Genomic DNA, 25,820 nt, shown 5'->3' with positions numbered 1-25,820 from the left:
GGTACAAAAGTGGATCTCCGGCGTCCGACCACCGACAACCCTTTTGCCCGCCCGCGGGGTTTCGAACGTATGAGCGACAACACCGGTCCGGCGGCCGACGACGCCGAGAGGACCGGCGACGCCGCCGCGGACCGCGTTCCCTCCGAGGGCGGCGACGGCGGTGAAGCGACCGGCGGAGACCCGACGGCCCCCGACGAGGACGCGGCGGCCGAGGACGCGACGGACGGCGAGAACGCGGCGGCCGAGGACGCGACGGACGGCGAGAACGCGGCGGCCGAGGACGCGACGGACGGCGAGAACGCGGCGGCCGAGGACGCGACGGACGTGCCCCGCGACGTCCAGAAGTACGAGCGGTTCCAGAAGATGGACGGGGCGCGCTACGAGCGCGTCAACGAGTTCCTCCGCGACCGGACGTACATCACGGCCCGCGAGTGGGCGATAGCGCGGCTCTGCGCCGACTTCCGCACGGAGACAGGCGTCGAGATGACGAAGATCGGCGAGAACCTCCCCGAACTCGTCCCCTTCATGACCGACACCTACACCCCGCAGGCGGTCAACCAGGCGCGCTACTCCTTCGAGGAGAAGGTGACGAAGGCGGGCGCGACGTTCCTCTACGGGGCGATGTCCGGCTTCTTCACCGCCGAGGACTTAGACGAGATGATGTACGAGGTGACGGAGGTCGCGAAGTTCCTCCTCGAAGTGGAGGGCGTCGACCTCGCCGTCGCCGACGAGCTGGAGGCCGAAGACAAGATCAGCGAGGTGATGCGCGACGTGCGCGCCTCCTCGGCGGACCTCCGCGGCGAGGAAGTGCGCTGCCCCGAGTGCGGTCACGTTCACGAGCCGGAGGAGTGACGATGGACGGCTTCCCGGAGGCGCTCGACGCGACCCCGGACCCGACGCTCGTCGTCGACGGCGACGGCGTCGTCCGCGCGGGCACGCCGAGCGTCGAGGGGGTCTTCGGGCTCGAGCCGGCCGAGCTCTCGGGGCGGTCGGTCAGCGCCGTGTTCGAGGACCCGACGGAGGTGGACCGAGACGACGCCGCGGCGACCGCGGCCCTCGACGCCGACCCGGGCGACGGCGACGCCGAGCCCGCCGGCGAGGCGACGGGCGACGGGGAGGCCGACGCGGGCGACACCGTCGCCGCGCTGGTCGACGCGGTGCGCGCCGGGGAGTCCCGGTCGCTGGCCGACGGGTTCGAACTCGTCGTGCGCCGCGGCGACGGCGTCCTGATCCCGGTCCGCGTCAGCGTCGGCGCCTTCGGGCTCGACGCCGACTCGTACGCGGTCGTCACCGCGATAGACGTCTCGAACGAGCGGACGCGGCAGCTGGCGCTCCGGCGCCGCACGGAGACGCTCGAATCGCTCCACGAGGCGACCAGGGAGCTGCTGAAGACGACGGACAGGGAGGCGGCCGCCGAGGCGGCGGTGTCGTACGTCGACGACGTGCTCGGCCACCCCATCGCCGCGATCTGGTTCCACGACGAGCGGCGCGACGCGCTCGAACCGGCCGTCTGGACCGAGACCGCGGAGGCGGTGGTCGGCGACCACCCGACGTTCGACGCCGCGGGGCAGAGCATCACCTGGGAGGTCTTCGAGAGCGGCGAGCCGACCTACGTGGCGGACGTCGCCGACGACCCCGACCGGTACACAGAGGACGCGACGATCCGCAGCGAGCTCGTCGTCCCGCTCGGCCGGTACGGCGTGTTGAACGTCGGCGCCACGGTCCCCGACGCCTTCTCCGAGTCCGACCTGGCGATCGCGCGCATCTGGGCGGCGACGGTGACGATGGTGCTCGTCCGCATCGAGCGGGAGCGACAGCTCCGCCGCCGCGAGGCGGAGGTGGCCCGCGAGCGCGACCGCCTGGAGGAGTTCGCCAGCCTCGTCTCGCACGACCTCCGGAGCCCGCTCAACGTCGCGACCGGCAACCTCGAGATGGTCGCCGACCGGCTCGCCGAGGAGTCGATAGAGGTCGCGGAGCTGAGCGCGGTGAAGCGCTCGCTGGACCGGATGGACGCGCTCATCGAGGACCTGCTCGCGCTGGCCCGGCAGGGGGCCGGCATCGACGAGGCGGAGCCGGTCCCCCTCGCCGACCTCGCCGCGGAGTGCTGGGAGACCGTCGACACCGAGGACGCGACGCTCGCGGTCGAGACGGACGCCGTCGTCGCCGCGGACCGCAGCCGCCTGCGGCAGGCGCTGGAGAACCTCTTCGGCAACGCGGTCGAACACGGGGGGAGGGACGTCGCCGTCGCGGTCGGGACGCTCGACGACGGCGACGGTTTCTACGTCGAGGACGACGGCCCGGGCGTCGGCCCCGACGACAGGGAGTCGGTGTTCGAGGCGGGCGTGACGACGGACCCCGACGGCACCGGCTTCGGGCTGAAGATCGTCGCCGAGGTCGCGGAGGCGCACGGGTGGACGGTCGAACTCGGCGACAGCGACGGCGGCGCGCGGTTCGAGTTCCGCGGCGTCGAGTTCGCGCCCCCGGACGAGCCGGCGGAGTGAGGCGGCGTCGCGCGGGAGCCTCGCGGGCTCAGTCGTCGGCGGGCGCCGCGCTCGCGGGGTCGATCCCGTCGCCATGTCCGGGAACGGTGCCGTCGTCGTTCCAGCCGCGGAGCGCGTAGTACTCCGACAGCGCCGCGTCGAACCCCTCGATCGCGTCGGCGTACGGGAGCGTGTCGTCCGCGCGGTCGAAGCCGCGGGCGTTGTTGAACGCGCGCTCTAACTCGACGACCCGGGCGCCGAGCGTCTGGAGATCCTCGTAGTCGGCGTCGAGCAGCGCGGCGAGCCGGTCGTCGGTGACGGTGCCCCGGGAGAACTTACAGACGACCGCGGAGTCCAGCACCGCGTTGCGGTTCTCCTTCGCGACGAGCTTCGGTGGCTTCCCCGCCAGCCCCTCGGGATCGAACGCCTCGTCGGGGTCGACGAGCGGGTACTCGTACGGGTAGAACTCGCCGTACATGTGGTCGGCGCCGCGGTTCGCGGTCGCGAACGCGAGCCCCTGCCCGTTGAGCGCGCGGCCGTCGTGCCCGGAGAAGGCCATCCCCTTCACCGTCCAGTCGTCGGCGCCGAACTCCTCGTGGGCGCGGTGGACGCCCTCCGCGAGCTTGTCGCCGACGCCCTCGCGGTAGGCGATCTGCTCGACGAGCTCGCGGACCAGCTCCGCGTTGCCGAACTCGTCTTCGCTCCGGAGGTACATCGAGACGGCGTCGCCACAGGAGATGGTGTCCATCCCGAGCTCGTCGCACAGCTCGTTGGCGGCCATCACGTCGACGATGTCGTCGACGCCCGCGTTCGACCCGAACGCCATCACGGTCTCGAACTCGGGTCCCTCCGTCTCGACGCCGGTGGCCTCGTCGCGGGTCGGGAGCTTACAGGCGAACGCGCACTGCGAGCAGGTCCCCTGCTTGTACTTCTTCTCCTCGACGCGGTCGCCGGAGATGCCCTCGACGCCCTCGAAGGAGGTCTCGGCGAAGTAGTAGGAGGGGAGCGCGTCCACCTCGTTTGCCAGCTCCGTCACGCTCGTCGTCCCCTGCCGCTTCATGATCGAGTCGGAGGTCGCCGCCTCGCGGTGGACCTCGGCCGCCTCGTCGGGCCAGTCGAGGTCGATGTCGGCCGCCGCGTCGCCCTCGAAGGTGAGCGCCTTCACGCCCTTCGCGCCGAGGACGGCCCCGAGCCCGCCGCGGCCGAACGCGCGGGTGTCCGAGGTCATGATCGAGGCGAACCGGACCTCGTTCTCGCCGGCGGGACCGACGCAGGCGACGTGTTCCGGCTCCAGGCCGTGCGTCTCCGCGAGGCGGTCCGAGACGGCGGACACCTCCGCCTGCGCGAGGTCCGGGACTTCCTCGAACGTCACGTCCGGCTCGCCGTCGTCCCCGATCTCCCGGACGTGAACCGCGAGCAGGTCGTCGCTCGCGCCGACGACCTCGACCGCGGCGTACCCCGCGCCCGTGAAGTTCCGCGAGAGGAACCCGCCGGCGTTCGACGACAGCAGGCCGTTCGTCAGCGGCGAGAGGCCCGTGGCGGCCATGCGGCCGGTGTAGGAGGTCGTCGAGTACTGCATCGGCCCGGTCGAGAGGTAGAGCCGGTTCTCCGGGCCGAGCGGGTCGGCGTCGAACGGGATCCGGTCGTACGCGAGCGACGTGTTGAGCCCGCGGCCGCCGACGAACGACGCGAGCCGGTCGTCGATCCGCGTCGTCGACGCGGTCCGCTCCGTCAGGTCGATCGTGAGGAGCGGTCCCTGTGCGTGTCTCATGGACGAACAGAGCGAGCGAGCGGCGATAAACCTCGGGGTGCGGGCGGCGCGCGCCGCGCCGCCGTCGAACGGCGCCGCCGGTCGCCGGGCGCCGTCAGCCGTCGAGGACGTGGTGCGTCACCGCGTCGACGCCGGACTCCGCCGTGTCGAGCGTCGCGACCCGGAACGCGTCGTCGGTGCCCTCGACCGGGATGGGGAGGCCGCCGGGGTTCACGCGGACGGTCCCGCCCCGCGCTTCGACGCCGTGCGCGTGGGTGTGGCCGTGGAGCACGTAGTCGTAGTCGCCGCAGTCGACGAGCGCGTCGACGACGAGGCCGCTCGTGCCGTGGGTGACCGCGACGTCGACCGCGTCGGCGCCGGTCGCGTCGCCGCTGCCCGCGCCGCCGAACGAGAGCGCGGCGGCCTCCCCGTGGTACTCACCGAATGCTTCGACCGTCGACTCGACGGCCCACTCCCCGTCGTTGTTCCCGCGGACCGCGTGGAAGTCGAAGTCCCCGTCGAACGGCGTCACGGAGAAGGGCGCGACGAAGTCGCCGCAGTGGACGACGGCGTCGACCCCCTCGCGCTCGAACAGCGAGACGGCCGCCTCGACGGCGGTCAGGTCGTCGTGCGTGTCGGAGACGATCCCAACGAGCATACCGGCCAAACGCCGGCAGGCCACTTCAACCTCCGGCTACTCCCCGGTCAGCGCCTCGCTCGCGGGCGCGAAGTCGATGGGCTCGCCCCGTCCGGCGTCGCTCGCGCGCTCGTAGAGCATGTGCGCGGCCGCGACCGTCTCGACCCCGGTCCCGCCCGAGTCGAAGACGGTCACCGCCTCGTCGCCCGTCCGGCCGGGGTGGTCGCCCGCGACGACCGCGCCCAGATCGGCCGCGATCCCCTCGCCCTCCGCGATCAGACCCGCCGCGACCGCGGCGAGGTACGAACCGGCGTCCTGCGTCGCGCGCGCTCTCAGGTCGGGGACGTAGGTGGCGCGCGCGACGAGTTCGGGCGGCAGCTCGTTCTTCTCCGGGTGGTACTGGCCCATCGCCGTGACGTGGGTTCCCGGCTCGACGTCGGCGTCGGCGATGACGGGGTCGCTCGCGGTCGTCGCGGTGATCACCACGTCGGCGCCCGCCAGCGCGTCGCCCGCGCTCTCGACCGGCGACACGTCGGCGTCGAGTCGCTCGTCGAAGTCGGCGGCGAACGACACGCGGTTCTCCGCGGTCGGGGAAAAGACGCGGACCGCCTCGAACTCGCGGACCGTCGCGGTCGTCGCGACCTGCCCGCGCGCCTGCGCGCCGCTGCCGATCACGGCGAGGTCGGTCGCGTCGTCGCGGGCGAGCGCGTCGACCGCGACGGCGCCCGCGGCGCCGGTCTTGAACGGGTTCATCGACGCGCCGTCGAGCAGCGCGAGCGGCTCGCCGGACTCGGCGTCGAACAGCGGCGTCATGAACCACGCGTCGCCCGCGCCGAACCCCGCCGAGTAGGTGTACCCGCCCATCGCCCCCGTCTCCGGGAGGACCGCGGCGTAGGTGGTGAACATGCCCGGCGGCTCGCGGTTGAACAGCTTCGTCCGCGGTTCGGCCGGCGCGCCCTCGCCCACCTGCCGGTACGCGTCGCGGACCGCCGCGACGTAGTCGGCCGGCTCCGCGAGGTCGTCGACGTCGCCGCTCGACAGGAACAGGGTCTCCGTCATGCCCGACCACTCGCGGCGGGGGGACTAAACGGTACAGGACGCGGCGAGCGGGCGGGGCGACGGCCCCGGACCGGGGAGGCCGGGCGGCCGAGCGCTCAGTCGGCGGCGCCCGCCGAGGAGCCGCCGGTCGCCGAGCGCTCGCCGGCCTCCCCGTCGAGCGACCGGCGTGCGGGCGCCTCGCCCGCGACTGGATTTCGGACGAACATCGCGTGAGCCATCACCGCGCCCGCGGCCGCGGCGCCGACCGGGAGCGCGGCGGTCAGGGGCAGCCCGACCAGCGTGAGCGAGGCGGTCACACCGATCAACGCGCCCGGAATGAGCCCAAGGACGTAGTCGTAGTATCCAGCCATGCTTTCGTTGAATACTAAGTGGATAGTCCGTATTAAATTTTTCTCGCGGTTCGCAAGTGGTTCGGACGTGTACACACCGATGTGACTCATAACTTATGAGCCGCGCGGGGGACCGGGCAGCCGTGTCGGTCGGACGGCGAGAAGGGGCGACGCGGTCGGTCGCCGGAGTCGGCGCCGGTACGCGGGAGCTACCGCAGTCGGAAGTAGAGCGAGCGCCAGCCGCCGAGCGCGAGCGATCCCAGCACGAGCATGACGGCCGCGAAGGTGAGCTCGGCGCCGCCGCGGAAGACGAACGCGCGGAGCGCCAGCCCGACGACCGCCGCGGGGATCCACGACCTGACGACGAGCGGCACCGACGACTTCGCCGTCTCGGCCGCGCCCGCGGAGTAGGCGCCGACGAGCGGCGCCACCGCCGCCCAGCCGATCAGGAACGGGGCGTAGACGCCGGGGAGGTACAGCGGGTTGGCGGTGAGGAACGCGACCGACTGGTGGTTGAGCGTCCCGACGGTCAAGAGTAGGATCAACGCGATCACGTCGCCGACGACCAGCGGGGCGGCGTCGCGGTCGAGGCGAGCGGCGAGAAACGACGGAGCGTCCATACCGACCCCTGCGGGCCGCCCCCACTTTTACGCACGGATTCGTCGGCGCGGCCCGACTCCGCGACGGCGCCGGGCCGTCACTCGTACAGCGGGTGCGCCTCGCAGAGTTCGACGACGCGCTCGCCGACCTCGTAGATCACGTCGTCGCTGTCGACGTCGTCGACGACGCGGTAGATCAGCTCGCCGACCTCCTCGACCGCGTCCGCGTCGAACCCGCGCGTCGTGAGCCCGGCGGTGCCCGCGCGGATCCCGGAGGGGTCGAACGGCGAGCGCGTCTCGCCGGGGACCGTGTTCCCGTTCAGGACGATGTTCGCGGCCGCGAGCGCGTCCTCGGCCTCGCCGCCCGAGAGGTCCGGGTGCGAGTCGCGCAGGTCGGCGAGCACGAGGTGGTTGTCGGTGCCGCCGGAGACCAGCGAGAGGCCGTGCTCCCGGAGGGTCTCGGCGAGCACCTCGGCGTTGTCGACCACGTTCCGGGCGTACTCCTCGAACTCGGGCTGGAGCGCCTCCTTGAAGCCGACCGCCTTGCCGGCGACGTTGTGCATCAGCGGGCCGCCCTGCCCGCCGGGGAAGACGGCCGCGTCGACGTCGTCCGCGAACTCCGCGTCGCACATCACGATCCCGCCGCGGCCGGCGCGGATCGTCTTGTGGGTCGAGCCGGTGACGAAGTCCGCGACGCCGACCGGCGAGGGGTGCACGCCGGCGGCGACGAGCCCGGTGATGTGCGCGATGTCGGCGAGGTGGTAGGCGTCGACCGCGTCGGCGGCCGCCTGGATCTCCTCCCAGTCGACGGTGCGGGGGTACGCGGAGTAGCCCGAGACGATGATGTCCGGGTCGAACGACTCGGCGGTGTCCCGGAGCCCCTCGTAGTCGATGTAGCCGCTCTCGGGGTCGACCTCGTACTGCTCGACGTCGTACAGCTGCCCCGTGAAGTTCGCGGGGTGGCCGTGCGAGAGGTGGCCCCCGTGGTTCAGCTCCAGCGAGAGGATCTTGTCGCCCGGTTCGAGGACGGAGTAGTACACCGCCTGGTTCGCCTGCGTGCCGGAGTGGGGCTGGACGTTGACGTGCTCGGCCCCCCACAGCTCCTTCGCGCGTTCGATCGCCAGCTCCTCGACCTCGTCGGCGTACTCGCAGCCGGCGTAGTAGCGCGACCCCGGGTAGCCCTCGGCGTACTTGTTGGTGAGGACGCTGCCCTGCGCCTCCAGTACCGCCTCGCTCACGTGGTTCTCGCTCGCGATCATCGCGAGCGTCTGCTCCTGTCTGTCGCGCTCGCCGGCCAGCGCGTCGGCGACCGCCGGGTCGACCTCCCGGACGTGCTCGTGGTCCATGTGCGAACCCGGGCGCGACCGCGCATTAATCCTTCCGTCGCCGCCGCGGCACCCCGCCGCCGATCGGTCGCGCACGCGGCGTCGACGGCGACCGTCGAGGCGCCGATCGACCGGCGACCGCGGTCGGGGCTGATCGGGCGATTTCGGCCTTTTGAGACCTCCTACGTGAGTTGTCCGAAGCATGAATCCCGTTAATATTAAATACGCAACTGGCTTTTATACCGAGAGACAAATGGCATCGAATTTACTGGCGGCCGACGTCAAGGCGGCGCTCGAAGCGGCCTTCGCCGGGGGCGACGACGAGCTGCTCGTCGTGGACCCCTCCGCGGAGACGATCGTATCGCTGGTCGAGACCGCCGTCGGGCGGGACGACCTCCCGGAGCTGTCGATGCTCGCCGACGAGCGCACCCTCAAGGACGTCATGGACGACTTCGTCGTCGCGTCCCGGGCGGCCGACCTCGTGGCCGACGGCGCTTTGGACCTCAGGGTGCTGGACGGCGAGGTCGACAACGCGCTGTTCGTCTCTCCCTCTCGGGTCGTGGCGCTCGTCACCGCCGGGGACGACGTCGCCGCGCTCTCGACCGACGACGGCGAGTTCGTCGACCAGGTGTACGAGTCCCACCGCGGCGCGTTCGAGGACGCCGAGCCGTACACGCTCCGCACGCCGGCGATCAGCCGGGTCCGCGAGACGATGGCGTCGGAGATCGGCGAGGAGGCCCGCGCCGACTTCGACGCCGTCCTCGACGCGACAGAGGGCGGCGACGGCACCGACCTCGACGAGGTGACCGTCTCGCTGCTCGTCGCGGCGAAGAACGACGTGCTGCTCTACGACATCTCGAAGTGGGGCGAGGACGTCGGAATCGCCTCGAAGGCGACGTTCTCCCGGACGAAGACGCGCTTAGAGGACTTGGGGATCATCGACACCGAGAAGGTCCCGATCGACGTCGGCCGCCCCCGGCTCCGCCTGAAGCTCGGCGACGAGCGGCTCGAAGGGGCCGACGCCGCCGACCTCGCCGCCGAGGCCGCCGAGATGCTGGCGGCCACGCCGGCCTGAGCGGGCCGCCCGCCCGACCGCCGCCTCCCTCTCTTTCCTCGCGTCCCCGAGCGTTCGTTCCCCGTCCGCCCTCCCGCGCCGCGGACCCGCGGCTTTTTTTCGCCGCCTCGCGTCCACGGGGTATGGATATCGGACTTGTCGGCGACGGCCCCGCGGTCGAGGCGGCCGGGGCCGCGCTCGGCGACGTCGACGTGAACGCGATGCCGGTCGAGGCCGACCTGCTCGACGGGTTCGACCTCGCCGTCGTCGTCGACACCGCCGGGTCGGCGGCGTTCGCGACCGCGGACGAGCTGCTCGACCGGTGGGTCGCCGTCGAGGTGGGCGGGACCGGCGGCGTCCCGCTCGCCGACCTCGACGCGGCGGTGACCGTCTTCGACGACGCCTGCTACGACTGCCTGCGCGCCCGGGTCGAGAGCGGCGGCGCGGAGCCCGCCGACGCCCCGACCGGCCGCCGCTCCGCCGTGCGCTACGCCGGCGCGGTGGCCGGGCGGCGGGCGATCCGACTGCTCGCCGGCGACCCGGTGGCGGACACGGTCGCGGAGGTGCCGGGCGGCGAGCGGACGCTCCTCCCGGCGCCCGGGTGCGGCTGCGGCGCCGACCCCGGCGACGCGCTCCCGCGCGACCACGCCGACCGCGACCTCGGCGAGACGCTCGACCGCGCGGAGCGCGCCGTCGACCCGCGGGTCGGCGCGCTGAGCGAGGTCGGCGAGCAGGAGTCGTTCCCGCTGCCGTACTACGTCGCGCGGGTCGCGGACACGACGCCCTTCTCCGACGGCGACGCGGCCGACTTCGGCGGGGGCGCGGCCGCCGACTGGGACGCCGCGTTCATGAAGGCGCTCGGCGAGGGGTTAGAGCGGTACGCCGCCGGCGTCTACCGCGAGGCCGCGTTCACGCGCGCGCCGGCCGCCAACGTCCCGAACCCGATCACGCCGGACGCGTTCGTGCGCCCCGAGAGCGCCGAGGCGTACGACCGCGACGACCGGCTCCCGTGGGTCCGGGGCGAGCGGCTCGGGACCGGCGAGCCGGCGAGCCTCCCGGCGGAGTTCGTCCACTTCCCGCCGCCGGAGCGCCGGTACCGCCCGGCGATCACGACCGGGCTCGGGCTCGGGAGCTCGGGCCCCGACGCCGCGCTCTCCGGGCTCTACGAGGCGATCGAGCGCGACGCGACGATGACCAGCTGGTACTCCACGACGGAGCCGCTCGGGCTCGACGTCGACGACCCCGGGTTCGCCGAGCTGGAGAAGCGGGCGCGCGCCGAGTCGCTGTCGGTGACGGCGCTGCTCGTCACGACCGACGTGGACGTGCCGGTCGTCGCCGTCGGCGTCGGCCGCGAGGGCGACTGGCCGCGGTTCGCCGCGGGGTCGGGCGCCGACCTCGACCCGGCCGCGGCGGCCCGGAGCGCGCTCGCGGAGGCGCTCCAGAACTGGACCGAGCTCCGCTCGATGGGCCGGGAAGCGGCCGACGAGCAGGGCGCCGCGATCGGTCACCACGCCGACCGCCCCGCCGAGACCGCGGCGTTCTTCGACCCGGACGCGACCGTCTCGACCGACGGGCTGGGCGAGCCGGAGCTGTCGGGCGAGGCCGAACTCGGCGCCGTCGTCGACCGCGTCGAGGCCGTCGGGCTCGACCCGTACGTCGCGCGGGTGACGACGCGCGACCTCGCGTCGCTGGGGTTCGAGGCGGTCCGCGTGTTGGTGCCCGGCGCGCAGCCGCTGTTCACCGGCGACCCGTTCTTCGGCGACCGGGCCCGCGAGGTGCCGCGGTCGATGGGGTTCGAGCCCGCGCTCGACCGGCCGTACCACCCGTTCCCGTGAGGGCGAGGACACGGCAGGCGCCGGCGTCGCCCCCGGCACCGGCTGCCCGTCCCCGCGGATTTAGGTGCCTCCGGACCGCCGGAGCGCGTATGGACGTCGCACCAGACGCGGACGTGAGGGCGGTGGAGGCGGTCGACGGCGCGTTCCTCAGCCAAGGGGCCGTCGGCGACGAGACCAGCATCCAGCGGTTCGAGATCGAACCGGGCGAGGGCGTGCCCGAACACGACCACCCGCACGAGCAGATCGGCGTGATCACGGCCGGCCGGCTGACGTTCCTCGTCGACGGCGAGGAGCGGGTCGTCGGCCCCGACGACACGTACGTGATCCCCGGCGGCGAGCCGCACGCGGCCGAGAACCGGACCGACGAACCCGTCGTCGGCTTCGACGTCTTCGCGCCGCCGCGGGCGAACCCGGACTGGGGCGAGTAGCGGGGCGAACCTCCGCGGATCGCGGCGTTCGGCGCGTCTGCGATAGCCGCAAGACGTACCGGACCGAAGGTGTGTTAGTGCTCGGGGCCCGATAACGGGTAATGGGAGTCCAAGAACAGTACCCGTTCGACGTGGAGGCGCTCCGCGCCGACTTCCCGGTCCTCGACCGGAAGGTCGGCGGGGACCCGGAGACCGCCGGGGAGGGCGAGGGCGACGACACACCCCTCGTCTACCTCGACAACGCGGCGACCTCGCACACCCCCGACCCGGTCGTCGACGCCATCGCCGACTACTACCGGAGCTACAACGCCAACGTCCACCGCGGGATCCACCAGCTGAGCCAGGAGGCCTCCGTCGCCTACGAGGAGGCCCACGACGCGGTCGCGGAGTTCATCGGCGCCGCGGGCCGCGAGGAGATCGTCTTCACCAAGAACACGACGGAGGCGATGAACCTCGTCGCCTACGCGTGGGGGCTCGCGGAGCTCGGCCCGGGCGACAACGTCGTCCTCTCGGAGATGGAGCACCACGCCTCGCTCGTCACCTGGCAGCAGATCGGCAAGCGGACGGGCGCCGACGTGCGGTTCATCGACGTCACCGACGAGGGGCGGCTCGACATGGACCACGCCGCCGAGCTCATCGACGACGACACCGAGATGGTCTCGGTCGTCCACGTGTCGAACACGCTCGGCACGGTGAACCCGATCCGCGAGCTGGCCGACGTGGCGCACGACCACGACGCCTACGTCTTCGCCGACGCCGCGCAGTCGGTGCCGACGCGGCCGGTCGACGTGGAGGCGCTGGACGTCGACTTCCTCGCCTTCTCCGGCCACAAGATGTGCGGCCCGACCGGGATCGGCGCCCTCTACGGCCGCGAGGCGATCTTAGAGGAGATGCAGCCGTACCTCTACGGCGGCGACATGATCCGCCGCGTCTCCTTCGAGGACTCCACCTGGGAGGACCTACCGTGGAAGTTCGAGGCCGGGACGCCCTCCATCGCGCAGGGGGTCGGCCTCGCGGCCGCCATCGAGTACCTGGAGGATATCGGCATGGACCGGATCGAGGCCCACGAGGACCTGCTGGCCGAGTACGCCTACGACGAGCTGACGGCGCTCGGCGGCGTCGAGATATACGGCCCGCCGGGCGACGACCGGGGCGGCCTCGTCGCGTTCAACGTCGAGGGCGTCCACGCCCACGACCTCTCCAGCATCCTCAACGACTACGGCGTCGCGATCCGCGCCGGCGACCACTGCACCCAGCCGCTCCACGACGAGATTGGCGTCGCCGCCTCCGCGCGCGCCTCCTTCTACTTCTACAACACCGTCGAGGAGGTGGACGCGCTCGTCGACGCGGTCCGCGAGGCGCGCGACCTGTTCGCCTGAGTTGGCCGGGGCCCCGCCGACCCGCCGCCGCGGTCGGGTGATCGGACGCGAACGCGATCCGACGACGCGCCGCCCGCGCCGTCGGGGAACCGCTCGGCGTATCTTCGATGATACCACCGAATAATCGGCGCAGGCGCCGTGACAACGGTGATCGCACAATTATTATAACACCGCTCCGGCAATTATTGTCCGAAGAGAAATTACAACTCTCGTAGTAAGTTGTCTTTCGCCGAGTCGTCGCCCGCCGCCAAACGAATGACCGACCACACATCTCCGCCGTCCGACGCGCACGCGGACACGAACGCAGCCGCCGACCGATCAGCACAGTCAGCAGACCGACCCGCGAGGGAGGCCGACAGGCCGATCACCGTTCTCCAGGTCGAGCCCGACGCGCGCTCCGCCGAGCTGCTAGAGGCGTTCGCGACGCGGCTCACCGAACGGGTCCGGATCCGCTCCGTCGACCGCGTCGCCGCCGCCGTCGACGCGGTCGAGGAGGGCGTCGAGGTCGACGGCGAGCGGGTCGCGGTCGACTGCGTCGTGACCGAGCAGCGGCTCCCCGACGGCGACGGCGTCGGCCTCACCGGACGGCTCCGCGAGGCGGGCCACGAGGTCCCGGTCGTCTTCCACACCACGTGTCCGGGCGAGGAGCGCGAGGCGGCGGCGTTCGGCGCCGGCGCGGACGCCTACTTCGAGAAGGGGTCCGAGCGCGGTCGGTTCGATTCGATACTCGATCGGATCCGCACGCTCGTCGACGGGGAACGGGAGCGCGAGACGGCCGCGGCGCGGGCGACCGCGTCGCCGCCGCGCACGTCGGACTCGCCCCGCGGGACGCTCCGCTCCGAGGAGTGAAGTCGGGGGCGCCGAACGGCGCCGGAAGCGGAGCCGCCGTGGCGGCGGCCAGAGGAGGCTCGTCAGCGTTCGAGTTCGACCGTGAGGTCGGTCGCGATCCACGCGTCGGTGTTGCCCTGTTCGGCGAAGACGGTCCGCTCTTGAGAACAGCGGGTCGCGGCGACGGTCGGCCGTTCGTCGGCCGCCGACTCGACGTCCCGCTCGATCCGGTCTCCCGTTGTCATTACCAGTCGGTCAGAGGCCGGTGGTGTTATAGATTTCGGTCGGCCTAAACCAGCAGCGGCGACCCGGGCAGGGGATCGGAGGGCCTTAGCTCACGGGGGTCGTTCGCCGCAGCGTGACCGACACGCTGTTCACGCCGCTCACGCTGCGCGACACGGAGTTCCGAAACCGCGTGATGCTGTCGCCGATGTGCCAGTACTCCGCCGAGGACGGGCTGGCGAACGACTGGCACCGCGTCCACCTCGGCGCCCGCGCCGCCGGGGGCGCCGGCGTCGTGATGACCGAGGCGACCGCCGTCGAGGCCCGCGGGCGGATCACCCCGGACTGCCTCGGGATCTGGTCCGACGAGCACGCCGAGGCGATCGAACCGATCGTCGAGTTCGTCCGGTCGCAGGGCGCGACGCCCGGGATTCAGTTGGCTCACGCCGGGCGGAAGGCCTCCCACAGTCCGCCGGGCGAGGGGAGCGGTCCGATCCCCGCCGACGAGCCCGCGGGCTGGGAGACCGTCTCCGCCACCGACGAGCCGTACCCGCATTCCGAGGTCGACGAGGACGACCTGGCCGACACGCGCCGGCTCGACGGGAAGGGGGTCGACGCGGTGATCGACTCCTTCGCGGCCGCCGCCGAACGGGCGCGGGACGTCGGCTTCGAGGTCGCCGAGGTCCACGCGGCCCACGGCTACCTGCTCCACCAGTTCCTCTCTCCCGTCACCAACGACCGCGACGACGAGTACGGCGGGAGCTTCGAGGACCGCACCCGGCTCCTCCGCGAGGTCGTCGCGGCCGTCCGCAAGGTCTGGCCCGACGGCAAGCCGGTCTTCGTCCGGATCTCCGCGACCGACTGGCTCCCCGACCGCGACTCGTGGGACGTGGACGACTCGGTCCGGTTGGCCCCCCTGCTGGCCGAGGCGGGCGCCGACCTGATCGACGTCTCCGGCGGCGGTATCCACCCGGACCAGGAGATTCCGAGCGCGGGCCCGGGGTACCAGGTGCCCTACGCCGAGGCGGTCCGCGAGGGGACCGACGTGCCCGTGGCCGCGGTCGGCGGGATCACGGAGCCGACCCACGCCGACGCCCTCGTCCGGAACGGGCGGGCCGACCTCGTCGCGCTCGGCCGCGAGCTGCTCCGCCACCCGTACTGGCCGCTGGAGGCCGCCCACGAGCTCGGCGAGGAGGCCGAGTGGCCGGTCCAGTACCGTCGCGGTCGGTTCGACTGAACGAGCCGCCGGGGCGACCGCCGACCGGGCGACCGGGCGATCGGAGCATGAGAACCGCGCGCAGGCGCCGGGAAGGCTTATCAGGCTCCCGGGCGCCGACGGCGTATGGGCGACCTCGACTACCGGCCCTTCCCCGAGGAGCGCGGCGACGAGTTCAGCGCGTTCATGCGCTACGCCTTCTCGCCCGAGGAGGGACCGTACGACCCCGAGGAGGACGACGACGACCGCGAGCACCTCGCGGACTACCGGGGGCTGTTCGACGGCGACGAGCCCGTCGCGGTGTGCGGGCACCACGACTTCTCGCTCCGGATCCGGGGACGCGACCGCGACGTGGCCGGCCTCTCTGCGGTCGCCTCGCCGCCCGAGCACCGGCGCAACGGGCACATCGAGCGGCTCCTCCGCGAGTCGCTGACCGAGTACCGCGACGACGGAGTGCGCTTCTCCGTGCTGTGGCCCTTCGAGCACCCGTTCTACCGCCGGTACGGCTGGGCGACGGTGAGCCGGTACCGACGGGTGAAAGCGCCGCCGGAGCAGTTGGCGTTCGCGACGAGCGAGCGCGGCGACGAGACGGGGCGGTTCCGTCGGCTCGACGAGGACGACCACGGCGCGGCCGCCGACCTGCTGGCCGCGACCGCGGAGCGCCACGACTTCACGATGGCGCGGACCGAGGCGTGGTGGCGCGAGCGCAGCCTCCGCGGGTGGCAGACGGACCCGTACGTGTACGGCTTCGAGCGCGGCGGCGACCTCCGGGCACTCCTCTCGTACACCTTCGAGGAGCGCGACGACGGCGACGGGCGCGCGATGGTCGTCTCCGACGCCGCCGTCGCCGACCCCGCCGACTGGGACCGCGTCTTCCGGTTCTGTCGCGACCACGACTCGCAGGTCGAGCGCGTTCGGCTCCGCCTCCCCGCCGACGTGAGCCTCCTCGACCGCGTCGACGACCCGCGCGCGGTGACCGAGGAGGTCCGCGCCGGCCCCATGTTCCGGCTCGTCGACGTCCCCGACGCACTGACCGCGCTGGCGCCCGACCCCGACCTCAACGCCGCGTTCACGCTCGCCGTCGACGACCCGCTCGTCGACTGGCACGACCGACCGATTCGGGTGACCGTCGCGGACGGCGAGGTCGCCGCCGAGCGGGTTGAGGACGCCGACGGGGATGGCTCCGCGGTCGCGGACGTGACCGCCGGCGTCGGCGCGCTCTCGCAGCTGTACGCCGGCTACCGCGGCGTCGACGACCTCCGGGCGCACGCCGACCTCGACCTCGCGAGCGACGCCCCGGACGGCCTCGCGGCCGACCTGACCGCTCTGTTCCCGCCGCGGCGCACGTTCCTGCGCGAGGGGTTCTGAGCGGCGCGCCGCGACCGGTCGGGGCGCCACGCGGCGCTGCCGGGCTTTTTATTTGCGGCCCGCCTACGAGGCGGCATGAGTTCCCGCGACCGACGCGACGACGACCTCGAGGAGCGGCTCGACGAGCTCGAATCGGTGTTGAGCGAGCTCCGCGCCGACCTCCGGGAGAACGAGCGCGACCGCCGCGGGCCGCCGCGGCCGCCCCGGCTCTCGGAGCTCGTGCGGTTCACCGAGCAGTACACGATTCCGACGCTCATCGCGCTGTTAGAGACGACAATCAAGTCGCTCGAACTGCTCCGGGGCACCCTCCGGCTCGCCGACCCCGGCCGGAGCGTCGCCGAGGGGACCGAGGGCGCGGGCGACCGCCTCGCCGACGTCCGCGACGGCGCGACGGCCGGGCTCGCCCGGTCGCTGTCGGAGCTCCGCACCGCGCTCTCGGAGGCCGACCTCCCCGAGGACGCCGCCTCTCGGTCGATCATCGCCGACGCGCGCGACCTCACCGCGGAGATCGAGTCCCGGATCGACGAGGGGCGCCGCGAGGCGGACGCCGCGCGAGACCGCCGGCTCGGGCGCGACCGCGACCGGGGCCGCGGCGACGAGGACGGACCGCGGAGCGCGCCGGACGCCGGGCGGGACGACGACAGCCCGGTCCGGATCGACGTGACCGAGCCCGGCGACGGCGGCGACGGCGACGCCGAGAGCGAGGAGGACGACCCGCCGGAGGTTGACGTCGAGTCCGAGCTGGAGTCGATAAAGCGCCAGATCGACGGGGACGCTGCGGGGGACGAGACCGACGCGGAGGCGGTCGAGGCCGACGATGCGCACGGCGACGGAGACGACGGGAGCGCGGACGACGATGCGGACGGCCGAAGCGACGGCGAGCGAGCGGACTGACACCCGTCAGAAGGAGGCGCCGAGCCGGTCGGCGACGCGCTCCGCGGAGTCGACGAGGAGCGCCTCGTCGTCGGTGAACACTTCGAGCGCGACCGTGCCGTCGAAGTCGACGAGTTCGGACGCGACGAGGTCGTAGTCGACCTCGCCGGCGCCCACGGGGAGGTGCGTGTCGCCGCGGCGGCGCACGTCGTGGCAGTGGAGGTGCGAGACCCGGTCGCCGTGGCTCCGGAGGAACCGCTTGATCGCCTTGTTGCCGCCCTCCATGTAGGCGTGGCCCACGTCGAAGCAGACCGGCGTCCCGGTCTCGCGGGCGAGGTCGCCGAGGACGGAGAGCTGGAGCCCCGCGTGCTGGTGGCCGACGTTCTCGACGACGACCTCGACGCCCGCCTCGCGGCCGGCGTCCGCGACCCGCCGGAGCTGGTCGGCCGCGGTCTCCCGGAAGTCCACGTCGTCGCGGTCGGCGGAGGTGGCGTGGAGGACCGCCTTCTCGGCGCCGAGGTCGCCGGCGGCCGACAGGAGCCGGCGCTGGTAGTCGACGATGGCGTCGTTCACCTCGGGGACGTACGTCGTCAGCCGCTGGCTGTACGGGAGGTGGACGAGCAGGTCGCGACCGGCGAGCGCGTCCGTCAGCCGCCCCGGGTCGATCTCGCCGGGGACGAGCGTCGGCTCGCCGACCCCGACCTCGCAGAAGTCGAACCGCGCCGGCGACGCCGCGAGGCGGTCGAGGTCGTCGCCGACGGTGAGACCGATCTCCATGTCGGTGGTGGGGTCGGCGCGGTCTTATAAATAGTGGGATGGACCCCGCAGCGCGGTCGGGACCGAGCGCGGCCGCGCCGAACCCCGATCGCTCGGCCGCCGGGGGCCGCGTCCGTCAGTACCGGTCCGGCGCGGAGTCCACGTACCCCTTCAACGCGATCGGAACCACGAAGAAGCCAATCACGCAGGCGATCGTCACCGCGATCTGGTCCGCCCTCGGGAGGTCGCCGAGCCCGACGAGCAGCGTCAGCGACGTGCCGAGGTACAGGAACGCGATCGCCCATCGAACGGCGGGGTTCGCCAGCAGCCGAACGGCGTTCACTGAGGAGCCGTACGCGGTCTCAGTACGAAACGTTTGGCCTCGCTCCGACCGTGCTCGCGGCGGTCGGAGGCTTCGGAGGGGCTATCGCCGACCCGGAGCGCCACCGAAGGGGCGAGCCACGAGAGCGGTCCCGAGGCGAACCGTCGACGGCGCCTCAGTCGTCCGCGAGCGGGTTCTCCACGTCGATCTCGCCGGAATCGATCTCGGCCTCGACCTCGCGGACCGCGGTGACCATGTTCTCGGTCTTGCCGTACGCGATCTCCCGGGGGAGGAGCTTCAGCCCGCAGTCGGGGGAGACCGTGAGCTTCTCCGGCGGCACGACGCGCAGGCCCTGCCGGATGTTCGCTTTGATCTCCTCGACGGGCTCGATCTCGGCCGTGTGAGCGTCGACGACGCCGAGCGCGAGGTCGGGCTCGAACTCGGGGTCGGTGAACGTCGGGATCTGCTCGAAGTCGCCGTTACACAGCTCCACGTCGAACTCGTCGATCGGGTAGTCGTTGATCTCGGGGTAGATCCGCGAGTAGTCGCCGTAGCAGACGTGGAGGCCGATGCGGACCTCCTCGGGGATGCCCGCGGCGATGCGTTCGAGCGCCTCGCCGACGATGGCGTGGTCCTCGGGGGTCGTCGCCAGCGCGGGCTCGTCGATCTGGATGTACCGGGCGCCCGCCTCGACCAGCTTCTCGACCTCCTCGTTGACGAGGTCCGCGAGGTCGTAGACGAGCTCCTCGGTGGAGGGGTACGCCTCGTTGAACGCCCAGAAGCCGAGGGTGTACGGCCCCGTGATCGGGACCTTGACCGGGCGTTCCGCGACGTTCGAGGTGAACTCGAACTCGTCGACGAGCCACGGCTCGTCGTACGCGACCTCCTCGACGACGCTCGGCTTGTCGAAGTAGTTGTGGCCCCACACCTTCACCGGCCCGTTGAACTCGTAGCCGTCGATGCGGTCGGCGAAGAACTCCACCATCTCGTTGCGGCGCATCTCGCCGTCGACGACGGTGTCGAGGCCGGCGCGCTCGTGCTCGTGCGTGATGAGCCGACAGGCGTCGTCGTGGGCCTCTTCGAGGTCCGACTCGTCGAACTTCGAGTCGGGGTCCTCCACCAGCTCGTCGGCCCGGTTGAGCCACTTCGGCTTCGGATACGAGCCGACGACGGTCGACAGCAGGAACGTGTCGTTCGGGTGGTCGTGCGGGCGGAACTGGTCGCGGTTGGCGGACGGGTTTCGGACCATCAGTCGAGCACCTCCGCGGCGGCGGCGAGCGCGTTCAGCTTCTCGCGGTACTTGTTCGTCGGCAGGTAGAACAGCTCGGTGTTCGGCGTGAGGTAGGTCCTGTCGAACCCTTCGAGCGGGATCTGCGACTCGAACCACTCGACGCGCTCCGCGACCGTCTCCGCGTCCTCGACGAGGGTGTTCTGCCCGTCGACGAGCCCGAGCGACAGCGAGTCGGTCGAGCCGAACTCCTGGACGTTGTAGACGGTGTCGTCGCGGTCGCCGGCGACGAGGTCGAGCCCGAGGGCGTCGGCGCCCGCCTCGTCGACGAGGTGGGCGTACAGCTTCTCGCCGAGCGCGCCGTAGAAGGTCTGGACGACCACGTCGGCGTCGGTCGCGTCGGCGACCGTCGCGATGGCGTCCGTCGCCGTCGACTCGTCGCCCTCGGCGGGCGGGTCCGTGACGAGCGACGGTTCGAGGAGGAACAGCGTCTCGTGGGCCGGGAACGCCTCGACTTCGCCCGCGAGGAAGTCGGCGACCGCGGCCTGGAACTCGGCCTCGTCGCCGTAGTGCTCGTCGGTCGCGAGGGCCGCGAGCGAGTACGGGCCCGGGAGCGTCGCGGCGAGCGACGCGTCGTCGCCGCCGTCGGCGGCCGCGAGCAGGTCGGCCGCGTCAGTCAGTTCGTCCGCCACGTCGCCCGAGAAGCCGAGGTCGTCGACGACGCGCGGGTCGCGGTAGAAGTTGTTGTTGTCGTAGTACCGGACGATCCCGCCGGTCTCGACGGCGTCGCTGACGGTCAGCGGGTGCGCGATCATGTCGTCCCAGCGGCCCTGCCCCTCGGAGATCAGGTCGAGGCCGGCGTCGAGTTGGTGGTCGACGTACTCGGCGCGCACCTCGTCGTACTCCGCGACGATCGCTTCGCCCTCGTCGCCGCTCAGGAGGTCCCCCTTCTGGTGTCCCTTCAGGTCGGAGAGCGTCTCTTTCGCCCGGTCCGGGAGCGGGTACAGCCCCGGCGTCGCCGCGACACGTTCGGTCATCACCGACCGTTGGATATGTCGACGTATAATATTTGCTAATACGTATTATTCTCTACAGTAATCTATTGCGGAGGCTTACGCCCGACGGAGGGCCAGCACGGTGAGCGTCTCGAAGGGGAACGACTCCTCGACGACCGGCTCGGCCGCGAAGCCGGCCTCGTCGACCAAGCCGAGCACCTCGTCGTAGCCGGTCAGCGAGGAGACGAGGAGGAGGACGACGCCGTCCGGCGCGAGCGCGCGTCCCACGTCCGCGAGGAACGGTTCGATGAGCTCGCGGCCCGACTCGCCCCCGGAGAGCGCGTGCTCCATCCAGTCGTCCCACTCGTTGTCGGGGTCGGTGGGCAGGTACGGCGGGTTGAAACACACCGTGTCGAACGCGTCCGCGCGGAACGGCGAGAGCAGGTCGGCGACGACGGCCTCGACGCCGCGCTCGCGGGCCTGACGCGCGGCGTGCGGGTTGAGGTCGCTTCCGACCACGTCGAGGCCGCGCTCCTCGGCGACCCGCTCGGCGACCCACCCCGACCCGGTGCCGACCTCCAGCACGCGCCCGTGCGCCTCCGCGACCGCCGCCTCCGCGAGCAGGCCGGAGTCCTCCGCGGGCTGGTAGACGACCGCGTCGTCGGCGCCGCGTCGCGCCGCGAGGCCGTCGCCGGCCCCGCTCCCGTCGCCGCTCATCTGTCGCCCTCCGCCGCGTCGCCGTCGCTCGACACACCGTCCGCGTTGCCGGCGTCGGCGGAGCCGCCGCGCGTCGCCGCGCGGCTCTCGACGGCGGCGTCCAGTTGGGGGCCGGAGGCGCCTTCCGTGCGGGCCGAGAGCGTCTGTTGCGGGAACGGGATGACGATCCCCTCGTCTTCGAGCGCGTCCTTCATCGCGCCCATCGCGGCGGTCTGGGTCCGCCAGCGCTTGCGCATGCTCGGGTTGCGGATCCAGTACCGGAGCCCCAACACGACCGCGGAGTCGCCGAAGCGCTTCGTCACGGCGTTCGGCTCGGGCATCTCGGCGACGTCCTCGACGCCCGCGACCGCCTCCTCGACCACCGCGGCCGCGCGCTCGACGTCGGTGTCGTAGTCGACGCCCACCTCGATCTCGATCCGCAGTCGGTTCCGGCGCGACCGGTCGACGATCGACCCGGACCGGACGTCGTCGTTCGGCATCGTGATCACCTCGCCGTCGAACGACCGGAGCCGCGTGCTCATGATCGATATCTCCGTCACCGTCCCCTCGTGGTCGCCGATCACCACCCAGTCGCCGACCTCGAACGGCCGGGAGAACATCAGCACGAACCCGGCCAGTATCGCGCCGAGCGTCTGCCGCGCCGCCATGCCGATAACGATACCCAGGAACCCCGCACCGACGAGCAGGCTGCCGACGTTGTCGGTGAACAGCCCGACGACGGCGAGTATCGCGGACGTGTAGACGCTCAGCTGCGTGACCCGCAGGATGACCTCCTGCTGGTGTTGCGAGATCGAGGCGCTCTCGGCGCCGATCTCGCGGATGACGCCCCCGAGGAAGTCCGTGAGCGCGTACGCGATCGCCAAGAGCAGCACGGCGAGGACGACGTTCGACAGCTGGTTCGCGCTCAGCGCCGACCGGGCCGTCTCGAAGAGGGCGCCGCTCTGGTCCCACACCGCGATCAGCGTGATCGCGCCCAGCGCGGTGGCGCCGCCGACGCCCGCGGACAGCAGGAGCCGCTGCGTCGAGCTGAGCTCCCTGTCCCCGCGCCGCAGCCGCCGCGTGAGGAGCCGGACCCCGAGCACCGCGACGACGATCCCCACCGAGGCGGCGAACCGCTCGGCGTTGCCCGCGAGCGCGCGCTGAAGCTCCGTCACGAGGCCGACCCAGCCCGTCATCGTCACGCCTCCGCGGGGGAGCCGCGCTCGCGGGCCAGCTCCGCCAGCGCCGCGAACGCCGCCGGCTCCAGCGTGCCGGGGCGGCTGCGCAACAGCTCCTCGTCCGCCGCGTCGACGACGGCCTCCGGGTCGTCGAGCCCGGAGATGTGGGCCGTGTTCCGCACCGCGTTCCGCACCGTCTTGCGCCGCTGGGTGAAGAGCGCCTTCACGAACCGGAGGAAGAACGCCTCGTCGCCGACGACGTAGTCGGGGTCTCGGGGGGTGCAGCGCACGACGGCGCTCTCGACGGCCGGCTGGGGGTCGAACGCCTCCTTCGGCACGCGCTCGACGATCTCCACGTCGGCGTAGTGCTGCGCCGACACCGAGAGGCGGCCGTACGCGGACTCGCCGGCCGAGGCCACCATCCGGTCGGCGAACTCGGCCTGGAACATCACCACGAGCGGCTTCTTCTCCGGGAGCAGCCGGAAGGCGATCTCCGAGGAGACGCCGTACGGCAGGTTGGCGACGCAGGCGGAGAAGGGCGGGAGGTCCACGTCGAGCGCGTCGCCCTCGATCACGTCGAGGAGCCCGTCGGCGACCGCGGCCGCGAACTCCTCGCGGAGGAACTCGGCGAAGGCGCCGTCGCGTTCGATCACGGTGACGCGGCGGGACGGGGAGTCGCCGGTCGCGGCGGCGTCGCCCGTCGCCGCGGCCAGGAGTCGGTCGGTGAGCGCCCCCGCGCCGCCGCCGATCTCGAGGAGGCGGCTCCGGTCGGCGTCGTCCGGGAGGTAGCCCGGGATCCGGTCGAGGACCCGGTCGTCGACGAGGAAGTGCTGGTCGCGGTCGGGGTCCGCCCGCGCGCCGGCCCGCCTCGCGAGCGCGTCGGGGTCGCGCTGCCCGTACGCGGTGCCCTCACCCGCCGATGAGTCGGTCATAGCCGGGGTACACGCGGTGTTCGGGTAAAAGTCTCGTTTCGGGGACACCGGGAGGACCCGGGGGCGGCGCGGCTCACTCCTCGCGCCCGACGAACGTCCGGTACTTCAGGTCGGACTCGCGGATCTCCTCGACGATCCGTTCGAGGATCACCTCCCGGGGGCGGTGGAGCCCGGAGATCCGCTCTTCGACGTCGGCGAAGCTCTCGAACGGGCCGCGCTTCCGCTCGTCTAAGAGGTCGTTCCGCAGCTTCTTGCCGATCCCCGGCAGCAGGTTCAGCTGGTGGAGCCGGAGGGTGATCGGCCCGGCCTCGTTGTAGAAGTCGACGAACCGCTCCTCGTCGGCCTCGACGATCGCCTCGACCGCGTACTCGACCTCCGCGGCCGCGTTCCTGGTGAGGTCGTCGAACGACACCTCGCGGTAGCGGCCGACGTCCGGGCCGTCGAGGGCGATCCGGTCGCCCACCGAGACGTCCGCGTCGCCGGCGAGCGTCAGTTCGTACAGCGCGAACGACGGCGCGCCGAGCGCGTACGCCACCGGCGACTTGCGGGACTGCGGGCGGTCGTCGTCGGGGCGCCCGTTCGGCAGCACGTCGAGCAGGACGGCGGTGGGGCCGCCGCCGTCGTCGCTCTGTTCCGCTCCGGCGTCCGCGGCGGCGCCACCCCCGTTCCGGTCGTCTGCCGGCGTCCCGTCGCCGTCGGCGTTGTCCATGTATCGTTTATCGCTCCGAGCGGTGAAAAAACCGCTGGCGAGGCGGGTCGCGGCGCGGCCGCCGACGGTCGGATTCAATAGCGTCGGGTGCGACGTGGTACCATGGCGAAACCGGACCCCGAGGAGCTGGTTCGACTCGTCGAGGCGTTTCCCGGACCGTCGGTCGAGGCGGACGGCCCCGACCGCGGCGGGCCGACTGAGGCGGCGGAGATCGGTCGGGTCGACGAGTTGCTCGACGGCGCGTACGGCGCCCTGACGCGGCGCTGGTACCCCGAGCTCCGCCGACGCGCCGCGGCGCACGCGGACGGCGACTGCCTCCGCGAGCGGGTGCTCGAACACGTCGAAGCGGTGCCGTCGTTCCGCCTCTCGGACGGGCCGACCGCGCTGACGGAGCGGCGCGAGGCGCTCGCGGAGGCGGCGGCGCTGACCGACGAGGTCCGCGAGATCGCGGAGTGGTACGGCACGCTCCGGTCGCGGCTGGAGGGCGACCGCGCGTCGCTGACGCGGGCCGAGCGCCTGCTCCACGACTTCGGCTACGCGCTGGCGCACGTCCTGTTCCTCGGGGCGTCGTCGCCGGGGGCCGTCGTCCGGCGGCTCCGGCTCGCGTACCGGTCGGTCGGCGTCCGGATCGACGAGACGGCCTCCGAGGGCGGTATCGAGGAGACGACGTTCACCTGTCCGTACCGGAACGTCGCGGCCGGGCGGTGCGGCGAGCGGTGGGTGTGTCACGAGAAGCTGGACCGCGTCGACGACGGCTACGTGTCGTACCTCGCGGAGCGCGGGATCAGCTACCAGCGGCCGCGGGGCTGTGCGGGCTCGGAGCAGTGCCGGTCGACGGTCGCCCGCGACGGGCCGGCGCGGTGGTGGCCCAAGACGCCCCCGGCCGCGGTCGGCGCCGACCCGTGACCCGCGACGGCGCGGCGGGCGGCCGGGCGGGTTCGGAGGCGCCCGCCGCGGAGTCGGACCCGCGTCGACTGCGTCGGGTCCGGCGCAGCTACGACGCGTGGGCCCGCGTCTACGACTGGTTCGCGCGGGCCACGGCGTCGGTCGGCGGCGTCCGCGCCGCCTGCGTCCGATCGCTCGACCTCGCGCCGGGCGACACCGTCGTCGAGTTCGGCTGCGGCCCGGGGGTGAACCTCCCCGCGCTCCGCGAGGCCGTCGGAGCGAGCGGCCGCGTCGTCGGCGTCGACGTCTCGACCCGGATGCTCGACCGGGCCGCGGGGCTCGTCGCGCGGCGCGGCTGGGAGAACGTCTCGCTCGTCGAGGCGGACGCCGAGCGCCCGCCGGTCGCGGCCGCGGACGCCGTCCTCGCGACGTTCGTCACGTCGCTTTTCCCCGACCCGTACGCGGTCGTGCGCCGCTGGTGCGACCTGGCGGACGCCGTCGTCGTCGCGGCGTTCGTCCCGGAGGGGAACCGCGCGGCGAACGCCGCGCTCCGGGCGTTCGTGGCGCTGAACGGGCGGCTCTTCGACGCCCGGACCGACGACCCGCTCGGGATGCTCGCGGAGCGGACCGCCGCGGCGCGGCGCGCGCTCGACGACGGCGCGACCGTGCGCGAGCGCGACCGGCGGCTCTTCGGAACGATCGTCGTCGAGGCCGGCCGCGATCGGTGACGCGCGGGG

Annotated in this window: 27 protein-coding genes; 12 read left to right on the top strand and 15 right to left on the bottom strand. The window is 72.6% G+C overall.

Going from position 1 to position 25,820, the window contains the following annotated elements; genetic code table 11:
• Positions 1 to 69 precede the first annotated feature (69 nt).
• On the top strand, positions 70 to 852 hold the full coding sequence (locus AMR74_RS03630) for a DUF5806 family protein (protein WP_053770687.1): 783 nt from the start codon (positions 70 to 72) through the stop codon (positions 850 to 852).
• On the top strand, positions 849 to 2,501 hold the full coding sequence (locus AMR74_RS03625) for a sensor histidine kinase (protein ID WP_053770686.1): 1,653 nt from the start codon (positions 849 to 851) through the stop codon (positions 2,499 to 2,501). Before AMR74_RS03630 ends, AMR74_RS03625 begins: the two co-directional genes overlap by 4 nt.
• 28 nt (positions 2,502 to 2,529) lie before the next feature.
• On the opposite strand, the gene AMR74_RS03620 is transcribed toward AMR74_RS03625, so the two are convergent.
• From AMR74_RS03620 to glyA, 6 genes are all read right to left on the bottom strand, one after another.
• On the bottom strand, positions 2,530 to 4,251 hold the full coding sequence (locus tag AMR74_RS03620) for an aldehyde ferredoxin oxidoreductase family protein (RefSeq protein ID WP_053770685.1): 1,722 nt from the start codon (positions 4,249 to 4,251) through the stop codon (positions 2,530 to 2,532).
• A gap of 94 nt (positions 4,252 to 4,345) precedes the next feature.
• Positions 4,346 to 4,888, bottom strand: coding sequence for a metallophosphoesterase (locus tag AMR74_RS03615; protein WP_053770684.1), 543 nt, complete (start codon positions 4,886 to 4,888; stop codon positions 4,346 to 4,348).
• A gap of 36 nt (positions 4,889 to 4,924) precedes the next feature.
• Positions 4,925 to 5,926: an ornithine cyclodeaminase family protein gene (locus AMR74_RS03610; protein WP_053770683.1), complete on the bottom strand. Its 1,002-nt coding sequence runs from the start codon at positions 5,924 to 5,926 to the stop codon at positions 4,925 to 4,927.
• A 95-nt stretch (positions 5,927 to 6,021) separates the two neighbouring features.
• Positions 6,022 to 6,276 (bottom strand): hypothetical protein, encoded by a 255-nt coding sequence (locus tag AMR74_RS03605; protein WP_053770682.1) that lies wholly within the window; start codon positions 6,274 to 6,276, stop codon positions 6,022 to 6,024.
• A 188-nt stretch (positions 6,277 to 6,464) separates the two neighbouring features.
• Positions 6,465 to 6,875: a DUF3054 domain-containing protein gene (locus AMR74_RS03600; protein WP_053770681.1), complete on the bottom strand. Its 411-nt coding sequence runs from the start codon at positions 6,873 to 6,875 to the stop codon at positions 6,465 to 6,467.
• A 77-nt stretch (positions 6,876 to 6,952) separates the two neighbouring features.
• On the bottom strand, positions 6,953 to 8,200 hold the full coding sequence (gene glyA, locus AMR74_RS03595; RefSeq protein WP_053770680.1) for a serine hydroxymethyltransferase: 1,248 nt from the start codon (positions 8,198 to 8,200) through the stop codon (positions 6,953 to 6,955).
• A gap of 232 nt (positions 8,201 to 8,432) precedes the next feature.
• Here glyA and tbsP point away from each other — a divergent pair, with 232 nt between their 5' ends.
• The 5 genes from tbsP to AMR74_RS03570 all read left to right on the top strand — a co-directional run bounded on the left by tbsP (position 8,433) and on the right by AMR74_RS03570 (position 13,724).
• Positions 8,433 to 9,254 carry a transcriptional regulator TbsP gene (tbsP, locus tag AMR74_RS03590; RefSeq protein ID WP_053770679.1) on the top strand — a complete coding sequence of 274 codons (822 nt, stop codon included), beginning with the start codon at positions 8,433 to 8,435 and terminating at the stop codon, positions 9,252 to 9,254.
• A 122-nt stretch (positions 9,255 to 9,376) separates the two neighbouring features.
• On the top strand, positions 9,377 to 11,068 hold the full coding sequence (locus tag AMR74_RS03585; protein WP_053770678.1) for a YcaO-like family protein: 1,692 nt from the start codon (positions 9,377 to 9,379) through the stop codon (positions 11,066 to 11,068).
• Between the two features lie 89 nt (positions 11,069 to 11,157).
• A complete protein-coding gene (locus AMR74_RS03580) occupies positions 11,158 to 11,496 on the top strand; it encodes a cupin domain-containing protein (protein WP_053770677.1) in 339 nt (112 codons plus the stop codon).
• A gap of 101 nt (positions 11,497 to 11,597) precedes the next feature.
• Positions 11,598 to 12,875 carry an aminotransferase class V-fold PLP-dependent enzyme gene (locus AMR74_RS03575; RefSeq protein WP_053770676.1) on the top strand — a complete coding sequence of 426 codons (1,278 nt, stop codon included), beginning with the start codon at positions 11,598 to 11,600 and terminating at the stop codon, positions 12,873 to 12,875.
• Between the two features lie 255 nt (positions 12,876 to 13,130).
• On the top strand, positions 13,131 to 13,724 hold the full coding sequence (locus tag AMR74_RS03570) for a response regulator (RefSeq protein ID WP_053770675.1): 594 nt from the start codon (positions 13,131 to 13,133) through the stop codon (positions 13,722 to 13,724).
• A 62-nt stretch (positions 13,725 to 13,786) separates the two neighbouring features.
• On the opposite strand, the gene AMR74_RS18975 is transcribed toward AMR74_RS03570, so the two are convergent.
• Complete coding sequence (locus AMR74_RS18975) at positions 13,787 to 13,948, bottom strand: hypothetical protein (RefSeq protein WP_167551888.1); 162 nt, start codon at positions 13,946 to 13,948, stop codon at positions 13,787 to 13,789.
• Positions 13,949 to 14,061: 113 nt separating this feature from the next.
• Here AMR74_RS18975 and AMR74_RS03565 point away from each other — a divergent pair, with 113 nt between their 5' ends.
• From AMR74_RS03565 to AMR74_RS03555, 3 genes are all read left to right on the top strand, one after another.
• Entirely contained in the window at positions 14,062 to 15,162 is a 1,101-nt protein-coding gene (locus AMR74_RS03565) for an NADH:flavin oxidoreductase/NADH oxidase (protein ID WP_053770674.1), read from the top strand.
• 105 nt (positions 15,163 to 15,267) lie between these two features.
• Positions 15,268 to 16,509 (top strand): GNAT family N-acetyltransferase, encoded by a 1,242-nt coding sequence (locus AMR74_RS03560; protein ID WP_053770673.1) that lies wholly within the window; start codon positions 15,268 to 15,270, stop codon positions 16,507 to 16,509.
• Between the two features lie 75 nt (positions 16,510 to 16,584).
• Positions 16,585 to 17,403: a DUF7547 family protein gene (locus tag AMR74_RS03555; protein WP_053770672.1), complete on the top strand. Its 819-nt coding sequence runs from the start codon at positions 16,585 to 16,587 to the stop codon at positions 17,401 to 17,403.
• A gap of 6 nt (positions 17,404 to 17,409) precedes the next feature.
• On the opposite strand, the gene AMR74_RS03550 is transcribed toward AMR74_RS03555, so the two are convergent.
• The 8 genes from AMR74_RS03550 to AMR74_RS03515 all read right to left on the bottom strand — a co-directional run bounded on the left by AMR74_RS03550 (position 17,410) and on the right by AMR74_RS03515 (position 24,198).
• Positions 17,410 to 18,159, bottom strand: coding sequence for a sugar phosphate isomerase/epimerase family protein (locus tag AMR74_RS03550; RefSeq protein WP_053770671.1), 750 nt, complete (start codon positions 18,157 to 18,159; stop codon positions 17,410 to 17,412).
• 115 nt (positions 18,160 to 18,274) lie between these two features.
• Positions 18,275 to 18,481 carry a hypothetical protein gene (locus AMR74_RS03545; protein ID WP_053770670.1) on the bottom strand — a complete coding sequence of 69 codons (207 nt, stop codon included), beginning with the start codon at positions 18,479 to 18,481 and terminating at the stop codon, positions 18,275 to 18,277.
• A 154-nt stretch (positions 18,482 to 18,635) separates the two neighbouring features.
• On the bottom strand, positions 18,636 to 19,709 hold the full coding sequence (locus AMR74_RS03540) for a methionine synthase (protein ID WP_053770669.1): 1,074 nt from the start codon (positions 19,707 to 19,709) through the stop codon (positions 18,636 to 18,638).
• On the bottom strand, positions 19,709 to 20,725 hold the full coding sequence (locus AMR74_RS03535; RefSeq protein ID WP_053770668.1) for a 5-methyltetrahydropteroyltriglutamate--homocysteine methyltransferase: 1,017 nt from the start codon (positions 20,723 to 20,725) through the stop codon (positions 19,709 to 19,711). Before AMR74_RS03535 ends, AMR74_RS03540 begins: the two co-directional genes overlap by 1 nt.
• A gap of 75 nt (positions 20,726 to 20,800) precedes the next feature.
• A complete protein-coding gene (locus AMR74_RS03530) occupies positions 20,801 to 21,400 on the bottom strand; it encodes a HemK2/MTQ2 family protein methyltransferase (protein WP_053770667.1) in 600 nt (199 codons plus the stop codon).
• Entirely contained in the window at positions 21,397 to 22,581 is a 1,185-nt protein-coding gene (locus AMR74_RS03525; RefSeq protein ID WP_139042955.1) for a mechanosensitive ion channel family protein, read from the bottom strand. Before AMR74_RS03525 ends, AMR74_RS03530 begins: the two co-directional genes overlap by 4 nt.
• Complete coding sequence (locus AMR74_RS03520) at positions 22,578 to 23,489, bottom strand: 16S ribosomal RNA methyltransferase A (protein WP_053770665.1); 912 nt, start codon at positions 23,487 to 23,489, stop codon at positions 22,578 to 22,580. The genes AMR74_RS03525 and AMR74_RS03520 overlap by 4 nt, the downstream gene beginning before the upstream one ends.
• Positions 23,490 to 23,562: 73 nt before the next feature.
• Positions 23,563 to 24,198, bottom strand: coding sequence for a DUF655 domain-containing protein (locus AMR74_RS03515; RefSeq protein ID WP_053770664.1), 636 nt, complete (start codon positions 24,196 to 24,198; stop codon positions 23,563 to 23,565).
• A gap of 102 nt (positions 24,199 to 24,300) precedes the next feature.
• Between AMR74_RS03515 and AMR74_RS03510 the strand changes: the two genes are divergently transcribed.
• On the top strand, positions 24,301 to 25,104 hold the full coding sequence (locus AMR74_RS03510) for a hypothetical protein (RefSeq protein ID WP_053770663.1): 804 nt from the start codon (positions 24,301 to 24,303) through the stop codon (positions 25,102 to 25,104).
• The gene (locus tag AMR74_RS03505; protein WP_053770987.1) at positions 25,062 to 25,811 is read left to right on the top strand and encodes a class I SAM-dependent methyltransferase; all 750 of its coding nucleotides are present in this window, start codon (positions 25,062 to 25,064) and stop codon (positions 25,809 to 25,811) included. Before AMR74_RS03510 ends, AMR74_RS03505 begins: the two co-directional genes overlap by 43 nt.
• Positions 25,812 to 25,820: the final 9 nt, after the last annotated feature.

This window comes from Halorubrum tropicale, from assembly GCF_001280455.1.
GTDB classification, from domain to species: domain Archaea; phylum Halobacteriota; class Halobacteria; order Halobacteriales; family Haloferacaceae; genus Halorubrum; species Halorubrum tropicale.
The sequence above is the reverse complement of the archived record's forward strand: the minus strand, read 5'-3'. Positions and strand labels throughout refer to the sequence as shown.

Coding starts and splice junctions, on each gene's coding strand:
- AMR74_RS03630 (WP_053770687.1), top strand. CDS start 70: ATGAGCGACAACACCGGTCCGGCGGCCGACGACGCCGAGAGGACCGGC.
- AMR74_RS03620 (WP_053770685.1), bottom strand. CDS start 4,251: ATGAGACACGCACAGGGACCGCTCCTCACGATCGACCTGACGGAGCGG.
- AMR74_RS03615 (WP_053770684.1), bottom strand. CDS start 4,888: ATGCTCGTTGGGATCGTCTCCGACACGCACGACGACCTGACCGCCGTC.
- AMR74_RS03610 (WP_053770683.1), bottom strand. CDS start 5,926: ATGACGGAGACCCTGTTCCTGTCGAGCGGCGACGTCGACGACCTCGCG.
- AMR74_RS03605 (WP_053770682.1), bottom strand. CDS start 6,276: ATGGCTGGATACTACGACTACGTCCTTGGGCTCATTCCGGGCGCGTTG.
- AMR74_RS03600 (WP_053770681.1), bottom strand. CDS start 6,875: ATGGACGCTCCGTCGTTTCTCGCCGCTCGCCTCGACCGCGACGCCGCC.
- glyA (WP_053770680.1), bottom strand. CDS start 8,200: ATGGACCACGAGCACGTCCGGGAGGTCGACCCGGCGGTCGCCGACGCG.
- tbsP (WP_053770679.1), top strand. CDS start 8,433: ATGGCATCGAATTTACTGGCGGCCGACGTCAAGGCGGCGCTCGAAGCG.
- AMR74_RS03585 (WP_053770678.1), top strand. CDS start 9,377: ATGGATATCGGACTTGTCGGCGACGGCCCCGCGGTCGAGGCGGCCGGG.
- AMR74_RS03580 (WP_053770677.1), top strand. CDS start 11,158: ATGGACGTCGCACCAGACGCGGACGTGAGGGCGGTGGAGGCGGTCGAC.
- AMR74_RS03575 (WP_053770676.1), top strand. CDS start 11,598: ATGGGAGTCCAAGAACAGTACCCGTTCGACGTGGAGGCGCTCCGCGCC.
- AMR74_RS03570 (WP_053770675.1), top strand. CDS start 13,131: ATGACCGACCACACATCTCCGCCGTCCGACGCGCACGCGGACACGAAC.
- AMR74_RS18975 (WP_167551888.1), bottom strand. CDS start 13,948: ATGACAACGGGAGACCGGATCGAGCGGGACGTCGAGTCGGCGGCCGAC.
- AMR74_RS03560 (WP_053770673.1), top strand. CDS start 15,268: ATGGGCGACCTCGACTACCGGCCCTTCCCCGAGGAGCGCGGCGACGAG.
- AMR74_RS03555 (WP_053770672.1), top strand. CDS start 16,585: ATGAGTTCCCGCGACCGACGCGACGACGACCTCGAGGAGCGGCTCGAC.
- AMR74_RS03550 (WP_053770671.1), bottom strand. CDS start 18,159: ATGGAGATCGGTCTCACCGTCGGCGACGACCTCGACCGCCTCGCGGCG.
- AMR74_RS03540 (WP_053770669.1), bottom strand. CDS start 19,709: ATGGTCCGAAACCCGTCCGCCAACCGCGACCAGTTCCGCCCGCACGAC.
- AMR74_RS03535 (WP_053770668.1), bottom strand. CDS start 20,725: ATGACCGAACGTGTCGCGGCGACGCCGGGGCTGTACCCGCTCCCGGAC.
- AMR74_RS03530 (WP_053770667.1), bottom strand. CDS start 21,400: ATGAGCGGCGACGGGAGCGGGGCCGGCGACGGCCTCGCGGCGCGACGC.
- AMR74_RS03520 (WP_053770665.1), bottom strand. CDS start 23,489: ATGACCGACTCATCGGCGGGTGAGGGCACCGCGTACGGGCAGCGCGAC.
- AMR74_RS03515 (WP_053770664.1), bottom strand. CDS start 24,198: ATGGACAACGCCGACGGCGACGGGACGCCGGCAGACGACCGGAACGGG.
- AMR74_RS03510 (WP_053770663.1), top strand. CDS start 24,301: ATGGCGAAACCGGACCCCGAGGAGCTGGTTCGACTCGTCGAGGCGTTT.